The following is an 18,705-nucleotide window of genomic DNA, read 5'->3' on the forward strand; positions in this document are numbered from 1 at the left end:
TTCGCTTCGATCCCGTTCGACATAGGTGTGTTCGCTACTGTTCGGCTGGTTAACGAAAATAGTTTCGACGAGAGTAATATCTTACAATGTTTTGGTATGTGGAACTTCGAGTGTCCCGACGGTGCGGTCGCTCCTGTGGACGCCAACCGAGAGCGTCGAAAGCGTCGAAAGCGTCGAAAGCGTCGGAAGCGTCGGAAGCGTCGAAAATGTTCACGCACCATCGACAATATCAAGCACCTCCAGGGGGTCTTCGATCCGGTACGAGACGGCGGGGCCCTCGTCCGCGCCGAACGCGACGCCGTGCAGTCCCGCCTCGGCGGCCCCCTTTACGTCGTGTTCGTACCGATCGCCGATCATGAGCGACCGTTCGGGAGAAACGCCGGCTTTCTCGAGCGCGGTCTCGAACATGGCCGGATCGGGTTTGGTCCGGCCGACCTCCTCCGAGGTCGTGATCGAGTCGAACTGCGACCGAACGCTGAAGCGCTCGAGCATCCGTTTCCCTTCGGCGTCGTCGACATCGCTGATGACGCCGACGTGGAGATCCCGCTCGGCGAGTCGCTCGATGGCCTCAGGAGCGCCGAGAACCGGCTCGATGGACTCGCTTACAGCCGCTTCGAAGGTCGGCTTCCACTCGTCTCGAGGAACGTCCTTACCGACGAGTTCCTCGACAGCGCGGGCGTAGCCCTCCCGAGCCGAGCGAAACGCCGTCCCGTCTCGGTCGCGGAAGTAGTCTCCGACGGTCGTCCGCCACGTCTCGAGTGCCCGTTCTCGTCCCATCTCGAGATCGTACCGGTCGACGAGGCCGGCGACGAACGAGGCGTGGGCCGCCTGCACCGACTCGAGGTCGAGGATCACGCCGCCGATGTCCCAGAAGACGGCGCCCCACTCCGTCGGCGCTCGTTCCGGATCGGCGTCTCGGTCGTCGACGCCGCTCATCTCGAGGCCGCTCACGACCGGTCACATCCGTTCATCGCCGACCCCGTTCACGTCGTCGGATCGTCGAGCGATCGATCTCCTCGAGCGTTCGACAGCCGGCGAGTCCGACGGTTAGGTCCAGATCCGCGAGGAAGTTCCCGAGCACCGACCGGACGCCGTCCTCGCCACCGACCGCGAGTCCGTAGGCGTAGGGTCGTCCGAGGAGTACGGCGTCGGCACCCAGCGCGAGCGCGCGGAACGCGTCGCTGCCCCGCCGAATTCCGCTGTCGAAGAGGATCGGAACCGTTCCGTCGACGGCCTCGACGACCTCCGGAAGCGCCTCGAGGGCGGGAATCGCGCCATCGATCTGGCGACCGCCGTGGTTCGAGACCACGATCCCGTCGACGCCGCGAGCGACGGCCTCGCGCGCGTCGTCCGGGTGGAGAATTCCCTTGAGGATAATCGGCAGATCCGTCTGCTCCTGGATGAACTCGAGGTCGTCCCACGTCAACGACGGGTTGCCGAAGCAGTCGGTGAAGGACTCGAGCGCCTCGACGAGGTTGTGTTCGGGCTCGCCGTCGATCCGGTCGCAAAACGCGGGATCCTCGAAGTAGTTCGTGACGCCTTCGCCCTCGAGGAAGGGGAGGTAGCCGAGTTCGATGTCGCGCTCGCGCCAGCCCATCTTGGGCGTGTCGAGCGTGACGACGATGGCCTCGTAGCCCGCGTCTTCGGCCCGCTCTATGAAGCTCGCGGCGACGTTTCTGTCGGAGCTCCAGTAGAGTTGGAACCAGCCCGGCGAGTCGCCGAGTTCGTCCGCGACGGCTTCGAACGTGTAAGAAGCGACAGAGCTACAGACGAAGGGGATATCGAACTCGCTCACCGCGCGTGCAACGGCGAGTTCGGCCTCGTCGTGCAAGATCCCCTGGACGCCGATGGGCGCAAGCAAGACCGGTGCGGGAAGCTCCGTGTCGAACAGCTCGAGCGAGAGGTCGCGCTCGGCGATGTCACGGAGCATTCGGGGAACGATTTGCCACTCGTCGAACGCCCGGTCGTTGGCCTCCATCGTTGATTCCGAGCCGGCTCCGCCTGCCACGTAGGCGGCTGCCTCGTTGTCGAGCTCCTCGAGGGCCCGTTGCTCTAAGTCCTCGAAGGAGACCGGATACTCCGGTAACTCGTTTCGGAGCATCCCGCTCCGATAGATCGCTTCCTGTCGGTCCGGTCCGTACTGCGTCTGATCTGCTGATGTGTTGTCGTCTGACATGTGTTCCTCCCGTGGACGAGAGCTGGACTGGGTTGTGTGGCTGTTTCGGGCCGTGTGGGCTGTTTCGGGCCGTGTGGGCTGTTTCGGGCCGTGTGGGCTGTTTCGGGTCGTAGATGGGTTGTTTCGGGTCATCTGGGTTTGGTATCCGAGTGCGTCCGACCCGGCTCTTGACCCGTCGTTTCCACCCATCTCGATGGACGGGCCCCCGCGTATGCGTGACTGTGACAAGGAATGTGATGTACTTAACGATAGGGTATCCATCCTCATCTTTATTAACAGTGTCTTCGTATTTCATCTCGATGCTAACAATGGTAATAACACAGTCACAGACAGTACTGACTCGAGAAGGTGAGCACCGATGAGTACCGACCAGTTCAGCGTCGACGGGGCCGTTGCGATCGTAACGGGTGCCTCGAGCGGGATCGGGAAGGCGATCGCGGAATCGTTCGCGGCCGACGGCGTCGACGTCGTGATCTGCTCGCGCGAACAGGACAACGTCGATCCGGTCGCTGAGGGAATCATCGACAGCGATCGGCCGGGCGAGGCCGTCGCCGTGGAGTGTGACGTGACCGACCGCGACGCCGTCGAGGCGCTCGTCGAGACGACCGTTGAGGAGTTCGGCGGACTCGACGTGCTGGTGAACAACGCCGGGGCGTCGTTCATGGCCGGCTTCGACGACATCAGCCCGAACGGCTGGGAGACCATCATCGACATCAACATTAACGGAACCTACCACTGCACCCATGCCGCCGCCGCACACCTCAAAGAGGGCGGCGGCTCGGTCATCAACCTCGCGAGCGTCGCGGGCCAGAAGGGGTCGGCGTACATGAGCCACTACGGCGCGGCCAAGGCGGCCGTCATCAACTTGACGACGTCGCTGTCCGCCGAGTGGGCCGGCGACGACGTTCGAGTCAACTGTATCGCACCCGGCTTCGTCGCCACGCCCGGCGTCGAGAGTCAGATGGGCGTCTCTGCGGACTCGATCGACCGCTCTGAGGTCGACCGGCAGATCGGAACCGTCGAGGAAATCGCCGACGTCGCGCAGTTCCTCGCGAGCCCGGCGGCGTCGTATCTCGTCGGCGAGACGCTGACCGTGAAAGGCGTTCCGAGAGTCGAGGAATCGCCGGACGTATGAGCTCTCGAGTGGGACATCGAACGATGACCGCTCGAGACGTTCACCTCCCGGTGGCGGCACAGCCGAGCGTCGACTCGCTCGTCGAATACGCACAACTGGCCGAAGACGGCGGCTACGACTGCGCGTGGTTACCCGAGACGTGGGGACGCGACGCAGTGACGGTGCTCACATCGATCGCCGAACGAACCGAGACCATCGATCTCGGCTCGAGCATTGTCAACACCTACTCGCGCTCGCCCGCACTTCTGGGACAGACCGCGGCCACGTTACAGGAGGTTTCGGACGGCCGATTCCGGCTCGGCATCGGGCCGAGCGGCCCAATCGTCATCGAGAACTGGCACGGCGTCGAGTTCGACGAGCCGCTTCGGCGCACTCGAGAGTACGTCGACGTGATCCGGCAGGTGCTCTCGGGGGACCCGGTCGAGTACGACGGCGAGTGTTTCTCGCTGTCGGGGTTCAAACTTCGAAGCGAGCCCCCGGAGCGAACGCCGCCGGTCGAAGTGACCGGCATGGGTCCGAAAGCCGTCGAACTCGCCGGCCGGTTCGCCGACGGCTGGCACGCGATCATGTTCACGGCGAGTGGCATGGACGACAGACTCGAGGACCTCGAACGCGGCGTCGACCTCGGCGACCGCTCGCTCGAGGACGTACGGGTGACGGTCGGCGTGACCTGCTGTGTCCTCGACGATGCTGAGCGGGCGCGGGAACTCGCCCGTCAGCACGCCGCCTTCTACGTCGGCGGCATGGGAACCTACTATCGGGACTCGCTCGCTCGACAGGGCTACGACCAGGCCGAGACGATCCACGATGCGTGGCAGGAAGGCGACCGCGAGCGCGCGACAGCGGCGCTCGACGACGACCTGCTCGACGACCTCTGTGCCGCGGGCGACCGCGAGACAGCTCGAGATAACCTGGCGGCGTTCGAGTCGCTCGAGGGCGTCGACTCCGTCGCAGTGAGTTTTCCCCGCGGCGCGAGCGAAGACGACGTTCGCGAGACGATGTCGGCGCTCGCCCCCGAAGAGCGTTCGAACTGAGGCCCGCGTTCGATCTCGACCTCCTTCTCGACTCGGCTCGTCTCGCATTGTGAACGAATCGAACCCCGCCCCGACCGCTCTCCTCCGCCCCACGTTTAACACGCCGATCGGTGTAGGGTGCCCCGATTTACATGGACATTACAGTCGAGGATACGCGGGTCGTCGTCGATCACGAGGGGACAGATTACCGATTCGACGTGATCGGCGAGAACGAACTCGAGTTCGCGGCCTCGAGCGGGGAAGACGTCGCAGCGCCCGAAGGCGTGATCGAGTCGCTCGAGACGAGCGGGTACATCGTTCATCCCTGAACGAACCGCCGCGCCAGTGCTTCGAGTTCGGAGAGGTCTTCCGACAAAAATCGTGCTCCGGACGAGTGCTATTCGAACTGTTCGACGGCTTGCTCGTAGCGATCGGACGGCTCCTCCCAGTCGACGACTTCGAAGAAGTTCTCGACGAAGTCGCCGCGCGCTGGGCCATAATCGTGGTAGTAGGAGTGCTCCCAGACGTCGAGCGCGAGGATCGGGTGGCTTCCCCAGAGCGCTCCCTGGTCGTGCTTGTCGACGACGACGTTGCGAAGCTGATTCGAGAAGCTGTCGTAGACGAGCAACGCCCAGCCGCCAGCTGCGGACGCGGCGGCTTCGAATTCCCCCTTCCAGGCGTCGTAGGAACCGAAATCGTCGGCGATACGGTCGGCGAGTTCTCCGGTCGGCTCGTCGCCGCCCTCGGGCGACATATTCTGCCAGAACAGGTCGTGAAGGACGTGGCCGGAGCCGTTGTGGGTGACGTTCCGGAGTGCGCCGGCCGAAGAGGAGAAGTCGCCATCTTCGCGGTTCGCCTCGAGGGTTTCCTCGGCGCTGTTCCAGCCGTTGACGTAGCCCTGATGGTGGGTGTCGTGATGCCACGTGAGGACCTGTTCGGAGAGGTGCGGTTCGAGCGCGTCGTAGTCGTACGGAAGCGGATCGAGTTCGTAGTCAGTCATCGGTTGTTACCAGCTGTTCGAAGGGGCGAACTCGAGATAAGGATTCCCTGAAATTCGTTTTTGTAAGCTCGATGTCGCTCCTGCAGTGAGCGATCTACAACTCCGCAAAAATCCTCCTCGAGCGTGTCTGACTCGCTATTATCGCTCGAGAGCGTACAGGGCAAAGAACGCGATTGCAGCGCCGGTTTCTGCGACCTTCGTCGAAAGTGCGGTCACGTCCTCTCGCAGGTGATCGATCACGACCTCGTGGGCGGCGCCGTCGTGATCGTCTCCATTGTGGTCGTGACCGTCGTCGCCGTTGTGATCGTGACCATCCCCGTCGTGACTGTGGTCGTCGCCGTTGTGATCATGGCCGTCACCGCCCCCGTGATCGTGCATGTCGACACCGGTCGCCGTCTCGAAGTACCCTAACGCGTGGACATCGGCGTAGGCGAACAGATGTAAGACCATGAGCACGCCACCCGCCAGATAGACCGTCGGCGGGGCGAGCGTCCCTCGAGCGAGGGAAACGAGGAGAGCGACGACGAGCACGGCGCTGACGATGAACAGTATCGGAACGACGCTCAGTGCGCCGTCCGCGACCGATCCGAGGAGGCCTTCGAATCCGATAATGAGATGTGCAAATGCCGAAAAGCCGGCGAGCACGACGGCAGCGCCGAGAAGTACCGATAGTCGTTCCATTGTACCGATAGCACATAGTCAGTGAGTAAACTGGTTTTGGTACGAACGCCGAAAAAGCGAGAGCGAAAAGACCCTTCGCTCGTAACGGTGGTGTATGCAACCGGTTTCGGACGTGGCTGTCCCCTCGTCCACTCATTTGGCTCGATCGGTCTTCGCCGAGTCGAGCCGCTGGATCTTGGACGGCTCGAGCCTTCCGTCGATAGGTGGCCGGGATCCGGGGCCGGCCCGTTCCGTTCGTCCGGAAACGGTCGTCCTCGAGAGTTCGATCGGATCGGGCGAGGTCGACTGGCATCTGGCGCTGTTGTTGGCAATTTCTGCGATCGGTGCCTTGATCGTGTTCGCGTTGGCCGCGACGGCGTTTCGCCGCCGGAGGTCGCTTCCGTACCTGTTAATTACGGCCGCGTTAGGGGCGCTCGTATTGCGCCCGATCGTGGGTGCTGGGACGGTTCTCGGCCACGTTCCGATGGGGCTCCATCACACGATCGAGCACTTGCTCGACGTCGTTATTGCGGGATTCTTGATCGCTGCGGTGCTTTCCGTCGGCACCCTCGAGACGGAGTCGAACGCTGAGAGGAAACCACCGAACGAGGACAAATGAACGAAACTAGAGTACGAATCGAGGACGAAATCGGAACTAGCCCAGGTATCCACTTCAATGCCCTCGTGCGTGATCTCTCGCTCGCACCGGGACAGATCCAGTATCACGTTCGGCGACTGATCGACGACGACCGAGTGATTCGACACGAGCGGTTCGGTCGAACGCACTATTACCCGCCCGAGTACGACGAGTGGGAACGCGACGCCGTCGCCGTCCTCCGACGGGAGACCGCCGGTGCCGTTGCCACGACGCTCTATTCTCGAGAAATCGCCAGCCCGGGAGAACTGACCGACGCGCTCGATGTTCCGCGAAGCACGCTCGAGCACCACCTCTCTCATTTAGAAGATTGCGGCGTCGTCGAGCGCGAGTATGTCCGCGGTAATCGGGTTTCGCTCTCACTGGCACGTCCCTCGGAGACGGCGGCCCTGCTCGAGGCGATTTCACCGGCGCCCGGCACGCGACTGGTCGACCGCTTCGAGCGACTGGTTGACTCCTTGCTCGATGAGGAGTGAGACGATCCGCTGTAACGATTTACCGGTACAACTGTGACTATCCTGCGGTTGCACCGAAAATGACCTTCTGAAGTTAGTCTTCTGATAGGCACTCGTTTCCGTGGCCCCAGTCGGACGGGTCCGCGATCGGAGCCGACAGCTACAAACCGCCGATAGACCCAGACGTAGGTATGCCCGGGAAAGTAAGTCCATCAGATCTGCTCGAGCACGTCTTCGATCGGACGGGCGCGGCCGACGAGACCGTCACGCAGGGGCCCGCCGACGGCGAAGACGCCGCCGCGATCGACTGGCCGGGCGGCACCCTCGTTGTGAGCTCCGATCCGATTTCGCTCGCGGCCTCGCAGGTCGGCACGCTCGGCGTTCACGTCGCGTGCAACGACGTCGCGGCCTCCGGTGCCGATCCGCGGTGGCTCACCGCGGTCGTCATGCTTCCCGAGGAAACCGATCTCGAGCCGATCAGTCGCGATCTCGATGCGGCGGCCCAGGCGGTCGGCGCGTCGATCGTCGGCGGCCACTCCGAGTACGTCGACGCGCTGGATCGCCCGCTCGTCTCGCTCACCGCGATGGGATCGACCGAGGCGTTCGTTCCGACGGGCGGGGCGGAACCCGGCGATAGGGTCGTCTTGACGAAGGCGGCGGGGCTCGAGGGAACGGCGATTCTCGCCGCCGATTTCGGCGACGACCTCGAGGTGGACGCGGCCGCCTGCGAGCGAGCCGAGGCGTTTCTCGAGGAGATTAGCGTCGTTCCGGACGCCAGGCTCGTCCGCGAGTACGCGACGGCCATGCACGACCCGACGGAGGGCGGCGTCGCCGCCGGACTGCTCGAGGTTGCGAGAGCGTCGGAGTGTCGGCTCGATATCGACCGCGACGCCGTCCCGGTCCGCGAGGAGACGGCCGCCCTCTGTGCGGCCGCGGGCGTCGACCCGCTCCGGATCTTCGGATCGGGAGCGTTGGTCGCGACGGTTCCCGACGACGACCTCCAGGCCTGTCTCGATGCGCTGTCGGGCGCGGGGATCGAGGCCGCGGTGATCGGGACCGTGCGGGAGGCGGTCGATCGACCCGAACTCCGCCTCGGCGACGAGACGATCACGAACCCCGTCGAAGACGATCTTTATCCGCTGTGGTCGGCCGTCGACACGGCGGAGTGATCGGCGTGCGAACTCGAGCGGGCCGCGTCGCCGACGATGGCGTTCGCCAGTAGTTCTCCGGGATCGACGACAACGTCGGCGCCGGCTTTCTCGAGAGCGTCCGGGTTTCCGTCCTCGGTGCAGACGACGATCCGAGCGTCGGTTAGCTCCCTCGCGGTGATCACGGCGTAACTGTTCTGGGCGTCGTCCGCCGTCGCGACCAGGAGAGCGGTCGCCTCGGCTACGTTCGCCCGCTCGAGTGCCGCTTCGTCCGCCGGATCGCCGGCGACGATGCCGATGGATCGGTTCTCGAACTTGCTCGTGACCGCCTCATCGGTGCTAACGACGCAGACGTCCGCGTGATTCTCGAGGCCGTCGACGAGGGATTCGGTCAGATCGTCGTACCCCAGGACGACGATTCTGTCGCGTCCGTCACCTCGATTCGGTGCTTTCGCTCGACGGCCGGTTCTCGAGAGCCGGTTTTCGATTTCGGGGCCGATAAGGGAGCCGACAGTCAACCCGACGGTCGTCGGTCCGAGGACGATGAGCGAGATGGCGAACAGCCGCGCACCCTCGGTCAACGGGTGGATGTCCCCGTAGCCGACCGTACTCGAGGTGACGAACGTGAAGTAGACGGCGTCGAGCACGGTGTTTAACTCGTCGAACTGGGCGCGAAGCGCGTACGACCCGGCGGTTCCGTACGAGAACACGCCGATGATGGCGATCAGCGTTCCGAGTTGAGTCGCGCCAAGCGACGTTGAGCGGGTAAACCGACTACTTGTGAGGACGAGGACGATCAGCCCACCCAGCGAGAGGACGACGAGCGGGACCGAGAGGAGCCGCGATTGGGCGATCCCGTGAACCGCGGCGAGGAGGACGAGCGCCCCGGCCGCGACGTAGGCGAGCCGATAGCCGCGGTACATTCCCCAGGCCGTGACCAGCAGAGCGAACCCGAGGACGGTTCCGCTGAACTCCGAAATCGCCTGCAGGTCGCCCCAGAACCCGCTCGCTTGGACGGTCGGGGCGGTGATGATTGCGACGACGCCGGTCGCGATCGAGAGCAACGCGATGGCCGTGACGAGCCAGACGGCGACACGGCCCTGCGGCCGATGTGAACGGATTCGCTCGAGCATGGGCGTTTCCACCACGCCCGTAGCGATAAAATGGGAGCGGCACTCGCCGCTTGCAATGACCCCACCTACCTCGGCGCGCTCGCTCGTTCGGAGCGCCGAACTACCCCTCGACGAGCAGCGTGTTCAACGCGTCGGGGACGACGAGCACGTCGCTGCCGGGTTCGACGGCATCGGCTACGTCCGCTCGAGCGCTCATCAGACAGTCCTCGACGACCGCCGGCGAGGTGCTGTTCGCTACGGTGATGTCGTGCTCGCGGAGCACTCGAGCGACCACGAACGCTCGCTGCGCCCCGGGCTGATAGCCCCGTCGCATCTCCTCGTACAACGTTTCCGCGTCGGGTGCGGTCCGAAGCCGTCGATAGAACCGCTTTTCGCCGTCACCCGCTCCCGCGCCTTCCGGAAGTTCGGCGGGGATAACTAGTTTCCCGCCGGGTTGCAGGGGATTCCGATCGCCCAGCGCGACGTAGGTGGCGGCTCGGGTCGCCTGATAGAGGTTCGCGTCCTTCGGCGCGCCGACGCCGCAGACGACGGCGTCGAACTCGTCACCGACGGGAACGGAGAGGGCGTCGCGAGCGACGGTTGCGAGTTCCCGCACGATCGCCCGGTGATCGCCGGCCGCGACGCCGAGGACGCCGTTCGGGCCGTGGGTCAGGTTGAGACAGAAGTCGATTTCGGCGAGGTCGCCCGCGCGGTCGAGCGCGTTTCGGAACGGGTTCCCGTCGATGCGTCCGAGCCGAACGCCGTCTCGGGCGAGCATCTCGGGACCGTGCGTATAGCGGATCAGCGACTCGCTTCCAGCACCGATCGCGACGGTTTTTGCGCCGCCGCTAAACCCCGCGTACTGGTGGGGTTCGACGACGCCCGTCGAGAGGATCGAGTCCGCCTCTGCGACCGGCGTGCCGATTTCGACCGGACAGCCGTCGACGGCTCCGACCGTCACGATGTCATCCGGATCGTGGTTCACCGCGAGGTCAGCGTGCTGGCCGAGCATCGCATCGATCTCCGCCTCGGTCATCGGCCGGTGGAGCCCGAGACCGACGACGACGGTAACCCGTTCTCGAGCGATGCCGTGATCTGCCAGTCGCTCGAGAAGGGCGGAGAGAAGCACGTCGTCGGGGACCGTTCGAGTGCCGTCGGTAACGACGATCGCGACGTCGTCGTCGGGAGCGACGCGCGACTCGAGTGGCGCGCCGTGTGGGTTTTGGAGCGCCCGATCTGCGGCCGTACGAACGTCGACAGTGTCGATTCCGGACGGCGTGGCGACCGAGACGTCACACTCGGGCAGTCGGAGCTCGATCGTCTCCGTTCCGAGCGAGAGGTTCATAATCTTCTTTCAAACGCCGTCAAAGAAAGTCGCTGTGGTCCGCAGGCCTGCAAATCGCCACGAACTGGTTCGACGGCGTCGAACCGTGAAAGTAAAACCGTGGGGCGGTCACCATCCACGTAGATGGTAGACCGTGGGTTCGAGTTGGAAACACGCCTCCGTCAACGCGAGGCGAACGACTTGAAGCGGGCGCTTTCGCCCGTCGATAGAGTCGCCGAGCGAGGGTACTTTGCAGAACCCTCGGGCGGCAACCTCCCGGTACTCGAGTCCGAGGAGGCGCTGGTGTTCGCGTCGAACAACTATCTCGGACTCACCGACGATCAGCGCGTGCAGGACGCGGCGAGACAGGCCGCGGCGACCGTCGGCACCGGAGCGGGTGCCAGCCGACTCGTGACCGGCGATACGCTCGTTCACCACGACCTCGAGCGGTTGCTCGCAGAAACCAAACGAACGGAACGCGCGCTGACCTTTTCGTCGGGCTACGCCGCGAACATCGGGACGATTACAGCGCTTGAACCCGACGTGATTTTCTCCGATGAGTTGAACCACGCCAGTATTATCGACGCGAGTCGCCTCTCCGACGCCGAGGTCGTAATCTACGACCACTGCGACGCCGACGACCTGCGGGCGAAGCTGACGGCTCGAGCCGAGCGGGCCTCGGAGTCCGCGCCGTCAGGAGAAGCCGGCTCGCCCGCGGCGGACGAATCCTGGCTGATCGTCACGGATTCGGTCTTCAGCATGGACGGAACCGTCGCCCCGCTCGAGGCGATCTGTAGCGCCGCCGAGCGGTTCGGTGCGTGGGTGATGGTCGACGAAGCACACGCGACAGGACTGTACGCCGACGGCGGCGGAATCGTCCAGTCGGAGTCGCTCGAGAATCGCGTCCACGTCCAGATGGGGACGCTCTCGAAGGCCCTCGCGAGTCAGGGCGGCTACGTCGCCGGAAGCAACGAGTTGATCGAGTTGCTGGTCAACGATGCGCGCTCGTTCGTCTTCTCAACGGGGTTGACCCCGCCGGCGGCCGCGACCGCGAGCGAGGCCCTGCACGTCTCTCGCCACAGCGACGCTCGCGAACAGCTCTGGGAGAACGTCGCCCACCTCCGGGACGGACTGGAAGCCCTCGGTCTCGATATCCTCGGCGATTCGCAGATCCTACCCGTGATCATCGGCGACCGTCGGGACGCACTCGACCTCGCCGCCGGCCTCCGCGAGCGGGAAATCGTCGCGCCGGCGATCCGGCCGCCGACCGTTCCCGAAGGAACGAGCCGGATTCGTATCGTTCCGACAGCGGCACACGACGAAGCCGATATCGTCACCTGTCTCGAGGCGTTCCAGACCGTCGGCAACGAAGTTGGATTGCTATGAGCGAGCCGCGATTGTCCGGACGAACGCGGATGACCGATCAGCGCGGATGATCGACCGGGGTCCTCGTACGCGACTACTGACGTAACGATTCCGAGCACACTACTGACGTACAATTTCGAGCACACTACTGACACATGATCCTCGAACATGACGACGAACGGATCGCGGTCGTCGGCACGGATACCGGCGTCGGAAAGACGGTGATTACGGCCGGCGTGACGGCAACGCTTCGCGATGACGGAATCGACGCTCGAGCGGTCAAGCCCGTCCAGACCGGCTACCCGCCCGACGACGACGCCGGGTTCGTGGCGAACGCGTGCGACGATTCCGACGCGGCGAGCTGTTTTAAATACCTCGAGGAACCGCTCGCGCCGCGAGTCGCCGCCGAACGTGCGGGCATCGACCTGTCCGATGGTGAAATCCGAGAGCGGTGTGATTCTGCCCTCGAGTCGGCCGAGATCGGCGTTCTCGAGGGAGTCGGCGGACTCCACGTCCCACTCGTCGAGGGGTACGAGGTGATCGACCTCGTGACGGATCTCGAGTGCCCGGCCGTCGTCGTCACCCGATCGGGTCTCGGAACGTTGAACCACACGACACTGACAGTCGAGGCGCTCGAGCGCCGCGGTGTCGACGTGCGCTCGATCATCTGTAACGAGTATCGCGGCGAGACGGTCGCCGAACGGACGAACGTCGGGGAACTCGAGCGGATGACCGGCCACCCCGTGGAGACGGTTCCGCCGCTCGAAGGTGAAACGCCTCGAGAGCTGGCTCTCGGCGTCCGCCGGTCGATTTCAGGGCCGGTCCGACCGGATGCCGACAAGTAGAGAGGGGCCAAGAGACGTAGCCGAGAGAAACCCGTCGAACTCCTCTCAGAGGGGCGGCGTCGGACGGGTATCTATGTGCGTTTCGTTCTCTGGCTCGGTGACTGATTCGGACGAGGTCGCCTGATCGTCGACGAGATATGTCACGAGTTCGGACTTTCTGTGTTCGACCTCGAGGTGGACGGTAAGCCTCCTTTCGTTCTCGAACGCGTCGGTACAGAGTGGACAGGGGTGTCTTGATGTCATGGGACTCACTCGAGACGAGTTCACACCAAGCACGAACGTAACTGTACGGATCGTTCGCTTCTAGAAAAACTCGTTGAGGCCTGACTGATCGTCGTCGGTCTCGGTTTCGTCAATCGTCTCGCGGGCGTCGTCCTCGTCGGATTCGGTCGCGTCCGATCTGGCAGTTTGGGCGCTCGAGTCGGTGAGCGTCGCTTGATTGTCGGATCCTCCGCCGGAGACGTTCGATCCGTTAGTCCCGTCGGATCGATCGCCAGTACTTCCGGCTGCTTCGTCGCCACCGGTTTCGCCATCGGCGTCATCATCCGACGAACGGACCGCGTTCTCGAAGGCGGTTCCGGAGTGCTCGACGGCGACCTCTGCCGTCCGTTCTTCGGCGTCCTCGACGATAGACTCGACCTTGTTCGTGTCCGCGCCGCTACCGGTGATGAACGAGATTTCGTCGGCGTCCAGCTCGTAGGCCGCCGCCATCGTTACGGTCAGGTCGCGAGGCTTGCAGTGGTGAGTCATCGACTCGAGAAACGGGACGATTTCCCGGCGGGCGGTTCCGACGCTCGTTCCCTCGCGTTCGGCGATTCGCTCGGCGATCGAATCACGGGTGTCTCGAGCGCCGCGGGTTCGGCCGAGCTTCGACCAGTAGCTCGGCGGGCCATAGCGGGTCCAGCCGCCTTTCGATCCCTGTCTCGAGGCGGCGACGCCGGCGGTCATGTTGTCCGAGGCGTACCGCCAGTAGGAGTAGTCTTGAGTGGCTCGGACGCGTCCGAGCCAGCGGTCGGCGTTGGCGAGGAACTCGTAGGCGTCGGCGAGTTCGTCGCCCTCGTAATCTTTCGGAACGTTGTCCTCGATCCAGTTGATAAGATCGTCCGGCGTCTCGTCGACGTCGTACGATGATTTGAGCGCACCTTCCGCGTCTTCCTCTTTGATCAGCGCGTCGAGGTAGTCAAAGATCCCTTCCGTCGTATCCCGTTCGCCGGTGACCACGTCCTCGACGGTGAGTCGATCCGTCTCCTCGGCGACGGCCTGAAGATCGTTGACCGCAGAGCGCAGGTCGCCGCTGGTCGAGTCGGCGATCGCTTTCAGCGCGTCCTCGTCGAATTCAATCCCCTCTCGGCGACAGATATCTCGCAGAACTGGAATGATCGAGCGCGTCGAGACGTCCCGGAACTCGATCGTCTCACAGGAGTTGCGAAGCGACTGGCTCATCTCGTAGAACTCGTTGGCCACGAGGACGATCGGCTGCTCGGCGTCCTTGACGACTCGAGTAACCTCTCGAGAGCCGCCGTAGTCCGCGTTGCCATGGAAGTTGTCGGCCTCGTCTAAAATGACGAGCCGCCGCCCCGTCTCTCCGGCCGTGAGCGTCCCGCTTTTGGCCGCTTCGCCGGCGATCCGTTCGATGACGTCGGCCTGTCTGTCGTCGCTCGCGTTGAGTTCCATCACCGGCCAGCCCATATCGTTGGCCAGCGCGTGTGCCGCGGAGGTCTTGCCGACGCCGGGACTGCCGTGGACGATAACGGCGTCGCGGTGGTCGTCCCAAGTCTCGGCCCACTCCTCGAGTTGGTCGCGAGCCTTGTTGTTCCCACGCACCTCCGAAAGCGTCGTCGGCCGGTACGTTTCGGTCCAATCACTCATTGGTCGTGATAGGAGTGAGCCGCGTTTAGTGGTTGCGGAGCGTCACTCCTCGAGGACTGTTTTCAGGTCGAAGCGGAAGATGTCTTCGTCCACATCCTCGCTGAGGACGATTCTATCGCTGTCAACGAGAGCGATACGTCCACTCCGAAACGACATTCTCTCCTCTATTATTGTAACAAGTGTCTATATTTCAACACTCCGATTGGCTTTTATACGATGAGTCAGTACGAACAATTGGACAATCGAACGAGCAGATATCGAAATGCAAACGGAAGTACATACCTCAGACGAGGCGAGCGAGATCCAGTACGACCAGACGAACGATCGGTACGTATTCGAGTACGACACCGACGGCAGTGCGACGCTGACGGCGACGGTTGTTCACGCACTCGCGTCGATCGCAGATACCGACGTTTCACAGGGCGAGTTCTCACTGTACGATAGCGTCGATCCCGACGCACTGGAACGGCTCTTCGCGTCGAAGGCGGACGGCAGCGATCGAACGGGCGGCCACGTCGCGTTTACCGCCCTCGAACACGAAGTCTACGTCTACGCTAACGGAGATATTATCGTCTACCCACCCAGATCCCAGCGCCGCCGGCCCCCGAACTGACGCGTTCGGCCCTCTTAACCGTCGCTGTTGGCCTGTTTTCTCTACCCGATCACTCCCGAGAGAGGAACGGATTTAGGGACGTCGCCCGTTGTTCGAACCGATGACCGTCATTGGCTTTCTGAGTACGGCACCAGTCATCGAAGACAGCATGTCCGGCGAGGTCGCGAAAGCCGTGGATGCACTCGAGGAGTACGACGTCGAGTACGAAACGGGCCCGATGGGGACGACGATCGAAGCGGAGACGACCGACGAACTCTTCGCCGCGGCCCAGGCCGCCCACGACGCGATCGACGCCGATCGGGTCAGCACGGTCTTCAAAATCGACGACAAGCGGACGAGCGATCAGACTGCGAGCGACAAGGTCGACGCCGTCGAATCGCATCTCGGACGAGCGGCGAAAACCGGCGGAGAGTAGGGTTCGAAGCCCGCGCCTTTCGCTCAAGCAGGGCAGTGACCTCTATCGAACGAAGGGAGTCGGTCGACCTTCGTGGCTCAGTTCGGAACGACCATCACCGGCCGATCGCTGTTCAGGATGATCTTCTGGCTGACGCTGCCGAAGATCGCTTTTCCGGCGGGCGTTCGCCGGCGAGCGCCGAGGACGAGCGTGTCGGAATCGAACTGGTCGGCGACGTTGAGGATCCCGGAAGTCGTGTTGCCGGCGATGGTATGAAAGGCCGTCTCGACCCCCGCCCCGGCCAACAGATCGCGGATCAGGGGTGCGGTCTCGGGGAGTTCCTCGAGCGAGTCGCGATCCTCTTTGAGTTCACCGATTTCGGGCTCCTCCCCGTCGCCATCGAAGATTTCGATATCGGTCTCGACGTAGAGCACGTCGACCCGAATAGCCGAGTCAGCATCCGGTAACTCGAGCACTGCTTCGGCCTGTGAACGGACGCGATCATCGCGGTCGTCGATCGGAACTAGCACACGATACATGTCTAGTACAAGACAGTGATCACATATTAAATCGATCCCTCAAAGACGCTCGAGGCGATCGGTGATCGGACCTCCGTTCGCGTTCCACTACCACCACTACCACTATCACCCTCACCGCTACCACCTCATCCTCACCACTACCACCCTCACTACCCTCACCGCTACCACCCCATCCTCACCACTATGTAGACAGCCGGGAGGGCAAGGCTCACCTTGTCGGAGCCGAATACGCACATATGGAACAGACGACGCTCGAGGTCACCGGCATGAGCTGTACCGGCTGCGAACAGAACGTTGTCGAGGCCCTCGAGGGGCTCGATGGCGTCTCAGAGGCGACCGCGGACCACGAGTCGGACGAGGTTCGCGTCGAACACAATCCGGCTCTCGCGGACGCCGCATCGATCGGCGGTGCGGTCGAGCAGGCAGGATACACGGTTTCAGCGTAAGGGTTTCCCGACGGGCCCACAAGTTCGATTCCGGGAGCAGTAACGACTTTTTTCGCCTGAACAGATCTCGAAAAGTTGTGTGAGTACCGTCGAGTTGACCGGCAGACTTCCGACCGAGTGGTCTCGAGTTCTCGATTCCTAGTTGTACGTCTCTTCGAGATACGCGACGATGTCGTCGCTTTCGTGCATGCCGTCGACGTCGTGGGCCTCGTCGACGATGACGGGAACGCCCGTCTGTCCGCTGAGTTCCTCGACTTCGGTGCGCTCGCCGTGGGATCGCGGCACTTCGACGGAATCGTACTCGAGTTCGAGCTCCTCGAGTTTCGTTCGGACTTTCGCACAGAACGGACAGCCTGGCAGTTCGTAAAACGTGATGTCAGCCATGGATGGGTGTTGTCCGCCCTCCCGTATGAGTACGTTGGTTGCCATGTACGGCGGCGAAAACGGGTCGGTACCGGAACGAGCGACCGATCAGAACGCGATCGCGCCGGCTTCGACGGCGAAGTAGGCGATGAAGTAGACGATGAACGACAGCGCGAGCAGCCACTGTCCGAGCGAGACGTCTCGGCGCTCGCCCATCGCTGATTTGACGAGCGGATAGCTGATAATCCCTGCCGCGAGACCGTTCGCGATCGAGGTCGTCAGCGGCATGATCGTGATCGTCAGGCCGCCCGAAATCGCCCATGCGGGGTGTTGCCAGTCGATGTCGGCAACTCCCTGGAGCATGATGATCCCGACGACGACCAGCGCGAGGTAGGTCGCGTACTGGGGGATCGCGGACATCAGCGGCACGAAGAGCAGAGAGAGCGCGAAGAAGCCACCGACGACGAGCGCGGTGAATCCGGTTCGCCCGCCCTCCTCGAGACCCGTCGAGGACTCGATAAACGTCGTCACCGTCGAGGTGCCGATCATCGAGCCGACGGTCGTGCCGACCGCGTCGGCCATGAGCGGTTTCTCGGCCTCAGGCAGATCGCCGTCTTCGTCGAGGAAGCCGCCGATCTGGGAGACGCCGATGAGCGTCCCCGCGGTGTCGAAGAAGTCCACGAAGAAGAACGTAAAGACGACCAGCAGGAAGACGAGCGGTTCGTCGGTGATCATCCCCAGCCCGTCGACGAATCCCCAGAACAGGGGCGTGAAATCGTACTGAACCGACGCGAGCATCGAGAGGATCCCGTCGTTAGTGACTTGCTCGTAGGATCCCTCGGGCGTGAGAACGTCGGGTTCGAAGACGCCGGCAAGGGTCAACGCCCAGCCGGCGACCGCGGTCGTGATAATGCCGATGACGATCGACCCCTTGACGCCTCGAGCGTACAGTAAAAGCATGAGAACCAGTCCGACCAGAGAGAGTCCCGCAACGGGGCTCTGGAGGACGTTCCCAAGCGTGATGAGGGTCCCGTCGTAGGGGACGACCAGTTGAATCTCCTGCAGTCCGAGAAACAGCAAGTAGACGCCAATACCGGCCCCCACGGCGAATTTGACTGGTTCGGGGAACAACTCGAGAACGTATTTTCGTGCGCCGACAGCCGTCAGCGCGATGAAGATGATTCCTTCCACGAACACCGCTGCGAGGGCGAGTTCCCACGGGACGCCGAGGATGACGACGACCGTGTAGGTGAAAAAGGCGTTCAGCCCCATCCCGGGTGCAAGTCCGAACGGGCGGTTCGCGTACAGTGCCATTACCAGAATAGCCACGATCGAGGCCAGTATCGTGACCACGGCGAGCATCTGGAAAATCTCGCCCGACGTGTATTCGACGCCGTTGATCATCGTGGTCTCCTGGAACTCCCCGGCGTCGTGATCGTAGAGGATCGCGTCGCTGAGAATCGCCGGGTTCACGACGATGATGTACGCCATGGCCAGAAACGTCGTGAGTCCCGCCAGCGTCTCCGTTCTGAAATCGGTCCCGTGCTCGTCGAAGTCAAAAAACTCCGCGATCGTCTCACGTGCCCCCATGTT

22 protein-coding genes are annotated in these 18,705 nt (G+C 63.2%); 11 read left to right on the forward strand and 11 right to left on the reverse strand.

The annotated features are described in order from the left end of the window. Window positions 1-210: 210 nt before the first annotated feature. Window positions 211-936 (reverse strand): HAD family hydrolase, encoded by a 726-nt coding sequence (locus ACYQ14_RS14810; RefSeq protein ID WP_459890081.1) that lies wholly within the window; start codon window positions 934-936, stop codon window positions 211-213. A 31-nt stretch (window positions 937-967) separates the two neighbouring features. Further along, window positions 968-2,176: an alpha-hydroxy-acid oxidizing protein gene (locus ACYQ14_RS14815; RefSeq protein WP_459889178.1), complete on the reverse strand. Its 1,209-nt coding sequence runs from the start codon at window positions 2,174-2,176 to the stop codon at window positions 968-970. A gap of 358 nt (window positions 2,177-2,534) precedes the next feature. Here ACYQ14_RS14815 and ACYQ14_RS14820 point away from each other — a divergent pair, with 358 nt between their 5' ends. The 3 genes from ACYQ14_RS14820 (at window position 2,535) to ACYQ14_RS14830 (ending at window position 4,653) form a co-directional block, all read left to right on the forward strand. After that, window positions 2,535-3,311 (forward strand): SDR family NAD(P)-dependent oxidoreductase, encoded by a 777-nt coding sequence (locus ACYQ14_RS14820; protein ID WP_459889179.1) that lies wholly within the window; start codon window positions 2,535-2,537, stop codon window positions 3,309-3,311. Window positions 3,312-3,334: 23 nt separating this feature from the next. Further along, on the forward strand, window positions 3,335-4,345 hold the full coding sequence (locus ACYQ14_RS14825; protein ID WP_459890083.1) for a TIGR04024 family LLM class F420-dependent oxidoreductase: 1,011 nt from the start codon (window positions 3,335-3,337) through the stop codon (window positions 4,343-4,345). 131 nt (window positions 4,346-4,476) lie between these two features. Continuing rightward, complete coding sequence (locus ACYQ14_RS14830; protein ID WP_459889180.1) at window positions 4,477-4,653, forward strand: hypothetical protein; 177 nt, start codon at window positions 4,477-4,479, stop codon at window positions 4,651-4,653. Window positions 4,654-4,721: 68 nt separating this feature from the next. Here ACYQ14_RS14830 and sod read toward each other — a convergent pair whose 3' ends face one another. Then, window positions 4,722-5,324: a superoxide dismutase [Mn] gene (gene sod / locus ACYQ14_RS14835; protein WP_283835075.1), complete on the reverse strand. Its 603-nt coding sequence runs from the start codon at window positions 5,322-5,324 to the stop codon at window positions 4,722-4,724. Between the two features lie 138 nt (window positions 5,325-5,462). Continuing rightward, the gene (locus ACYQ14_RS14840) at window positions 5,463-6,005 is read right to left on the reverse strand and encodes a hypothetical protein (protein WP_459889181.1); all 543 of its coding nucleotides are present in this window, start codon (window positions 6,003-6,005) and stop codon (window positions 5,463-5,465) included. 94 nt (window positions 6,006-6,099) lie between these two features. Between ACYQ14_RS14840 and ACYQ14_RS14845 the strand changes: the two genes are divergently transcribed. From ACYQ14_RS14845 to ACYQ14_RS14855, 3 genes are all read left to right on the forward strand, one after another. Next, the gene (locus tag ACYQ14_RS14845) at window positions 6,100-6,603 is read left to right on the forward strand and encodes a DUF7471 family protein (RefSeq protein WP_459889182.1); all 504 of its coding nucleotides are present in this window, start codon (window positions 6,100-6,102) and stop codon (window positions 6,601-6,603) included. Beyond that, entirely contained in the window at window positions 6,600-7,115 is a 516-nt protein-coding gene (locus tag ACYQ14_RS14850) for a winged helix-turn-helix transcriptional regulator (protein WP_459889183.1), read from the forward strand. Before ACYQ14_RS14845 ends, ACYQ14_RS14850 begins: the two co-directional genes overlap by 4 nt. Before the next feature lie 170 nt (window positions 7,116-7,285). Continuing rightward, on the forward strand, window positions 7,286-8,263 hold the full coding sequence (locus ACYQ14_RS14855) for an AIR synthase family protein (protein WP_459889184.1): 978 nt from the start codon (window positions 7,286-7,288) through the stop codon (window positions 8,261-8,263). On the opposite strand, the gene ACYQ14_RS14860 is transcribed toward ACYQ14_RS14855, so the two are convergent. Together ACYQ14_RS14860 and ACYQ14_RS14865 are read right to left on the reverse strand one after the other, a co-directional pair. Continuing rightward, complete coding sequence (locus tag ACYQ14_RS14860) at window positions 8,227-9,375, reverse strand: NAD-binding protein (RefSeq protein ID WP_459889185.1); 1,149 nt, start codon at window positions 9,373-9,375, stop codon at window positions 8,227-8,229. The genes ACYQ14_RS14855 and ACYQ14_RS14860 overlap by 37 nt on opposite strands. A gap of 100 nt (window positions 9,376-9,475) precedes the next feature. Then, the gene (locus tag ACYQ14_RS14865; protein ID WP_459889186.1) at window positions 9,476-10,699 is read right to left on the reverse strand and encodes a lactate racemase domain-containing protein; all 1,224 of its coding nucleotides are present in this window, start codon (window positions 10,697-10,699) and stop codon (window positions 9,476-9,478) included. A 123-nt stretch (window positions 10,700-10,822) separates the two neighbouring features. Here ACYQ14_RS14865 and ACYQ14_RS14870 point away from each other — a divergent pair, with 123 nt between their 5' ends. Next, window positions 10,823-12,064 (forward strand): aminotransferase class I/II-fold pyridoxal phosphate-dependent enzyme, encoded by a 1,242-nt coding sequence (locus ACYQ14_RS14870; RefSeq protein ID WP_459889187.1) that lies wholly within the window; start codon window positions 10,823-10,825, stop codon window positions 12,062-12,064. 134 nt (window positions 12,065-12,198) lie between these two features. Continuing rightward, window positions 12,199-12,888: a dethiobiotin synthase gene (bioD, locus tag ACYQ14_RS14875; protein ID WP_459889188.1), complete on the forward strand. Its 690-nt coding sequence runs from the start codon at window positions 12,199-12,201 to the stop codon at window positions 12,886-12,888. Window positions 12,889-12,933: 45 nt separating this feature from the next. On the opposite strand, the gene ACYQ14_RS14880 is transcribed toward bioD, so the two are convergent. Further along, window positions 12,934-13,131, reverse strand: coding sequence for a hypothetical protein (locus tag ACYQ14_RS14880; protein WP_459889189.1), 198 nt, complete (start codon window positions 13,129-13,131; stop codon window positions 12,934-12,936). Window positions 13,132-13,191: 60 nt separating this feature from the next. After that, complete coding sequence (locus tag ACYQ14_RS14885) at window positions 13,192-14,757, reverse strand: replication factor C large subunit (RefSeq protein WP_459889190.1); 1,566 nt, start codon at window positions 14,755-14,757, stop codon at window positions 13,192-13,194. Between the two features lie 262 nt (window positions 14,758-15,019). Here ACYQ14_RS14885 and ACYQ14_RS14890 point away from each other — a divergent pair, with 262 nt between their 5' ends. Further along, window positions 15,020-15,370, forward strand: coding sequence for a HalOD1 output domain-containing protein (locus ACYQ14_RS14890; RefSeq protein WP_283835086.1), 351 nt, complete (start codon window positions 15,020-15,022; stop codon window positions 15,368-15,370). Between the two features lie 100 nt (window positions 15,371-15,470). Beyond that, complete coding sequence (locus ACYQ14_RS14895; protein WP_459889191.1) at window positions 15,471-15,785, forward strand: MTH1187 family thiamine-binding protein; 315 nt, start codon at window positions 15,471-15,473, stop codon at window positions 15,783-15,785. A 77-nt stretch (window positions 15,786-15,862) separates the two neighbouring features. On the opposite strand, the gene ACYQ14_RS14900 is transcribed toward ACYQ14_RS14895, so the two are convergent. Next, window positions 15,863-16,303 carry a universal stress protein gene (locus ACYQ14_RS14900; protein ID WP_459889192.1) on the reverse strand — a complete coding sequence of 147 codons (441 nt, stop codon included), beginning with the start codon at window positions 16,301-16,303 and terminating at the stop codon, window positions 15,863-15,865. A gap of 236 nt (window positions 16,304-16,539) precedes the next feature. Between ACYQ14_RS14900 and ACYQ14_RS14905 the strand changes: the two genes are divergently transcribed. Continuing rightward, the gene (locus tag ACYQ14_RS14905; protein WP_283835089.1) at window positions 16,540-16,749 is read left to right on the forward strand and encodes a heavy-metal-associated domain-containing protein; all 210 of its coding nucleotides are present in this window, start codon (window positions 16,540-16,542) and stop codon (window positions 16,747-16,749) included. A 138-nt stretch (window positions 16,750-16,887) separates the two neighbouring features. On the opposite strand, the gene ACYQ14_RS14910 is transcribed toward ACYQ14_RS14905, so the two are convergent. Together ACYQ14_RS14910 and ACYQ14_RS14915 are read right to left on the reverse strand one after the other, a co-directional pair. Next, a complete protein-coding gene (locus tag ACYQ14_RS14910) occupies window positions 16,888-17,133 on the reverse strand; it encodes a glutaredoxin family protein (protein ID WP_283835090.1) in 246 nt (81 codons plus the stop codon). Window positions 17,134-17,220: 87 nt separating this feature from the next. Then, entirely contained in the window at window positions 17,221-18,702 is a 1,482-nt protein-coding gene (locus ACYQ14_RS14915; protein ID WP_459889193.1) for an NCS2 family permease, read from the reverse strand. Between the last annotated feature and the right edge of the window lie 3 nt (window positions 18,703-18,705).

This window comes from Halostagnicola bangensis (assembly GCF_054653435.1).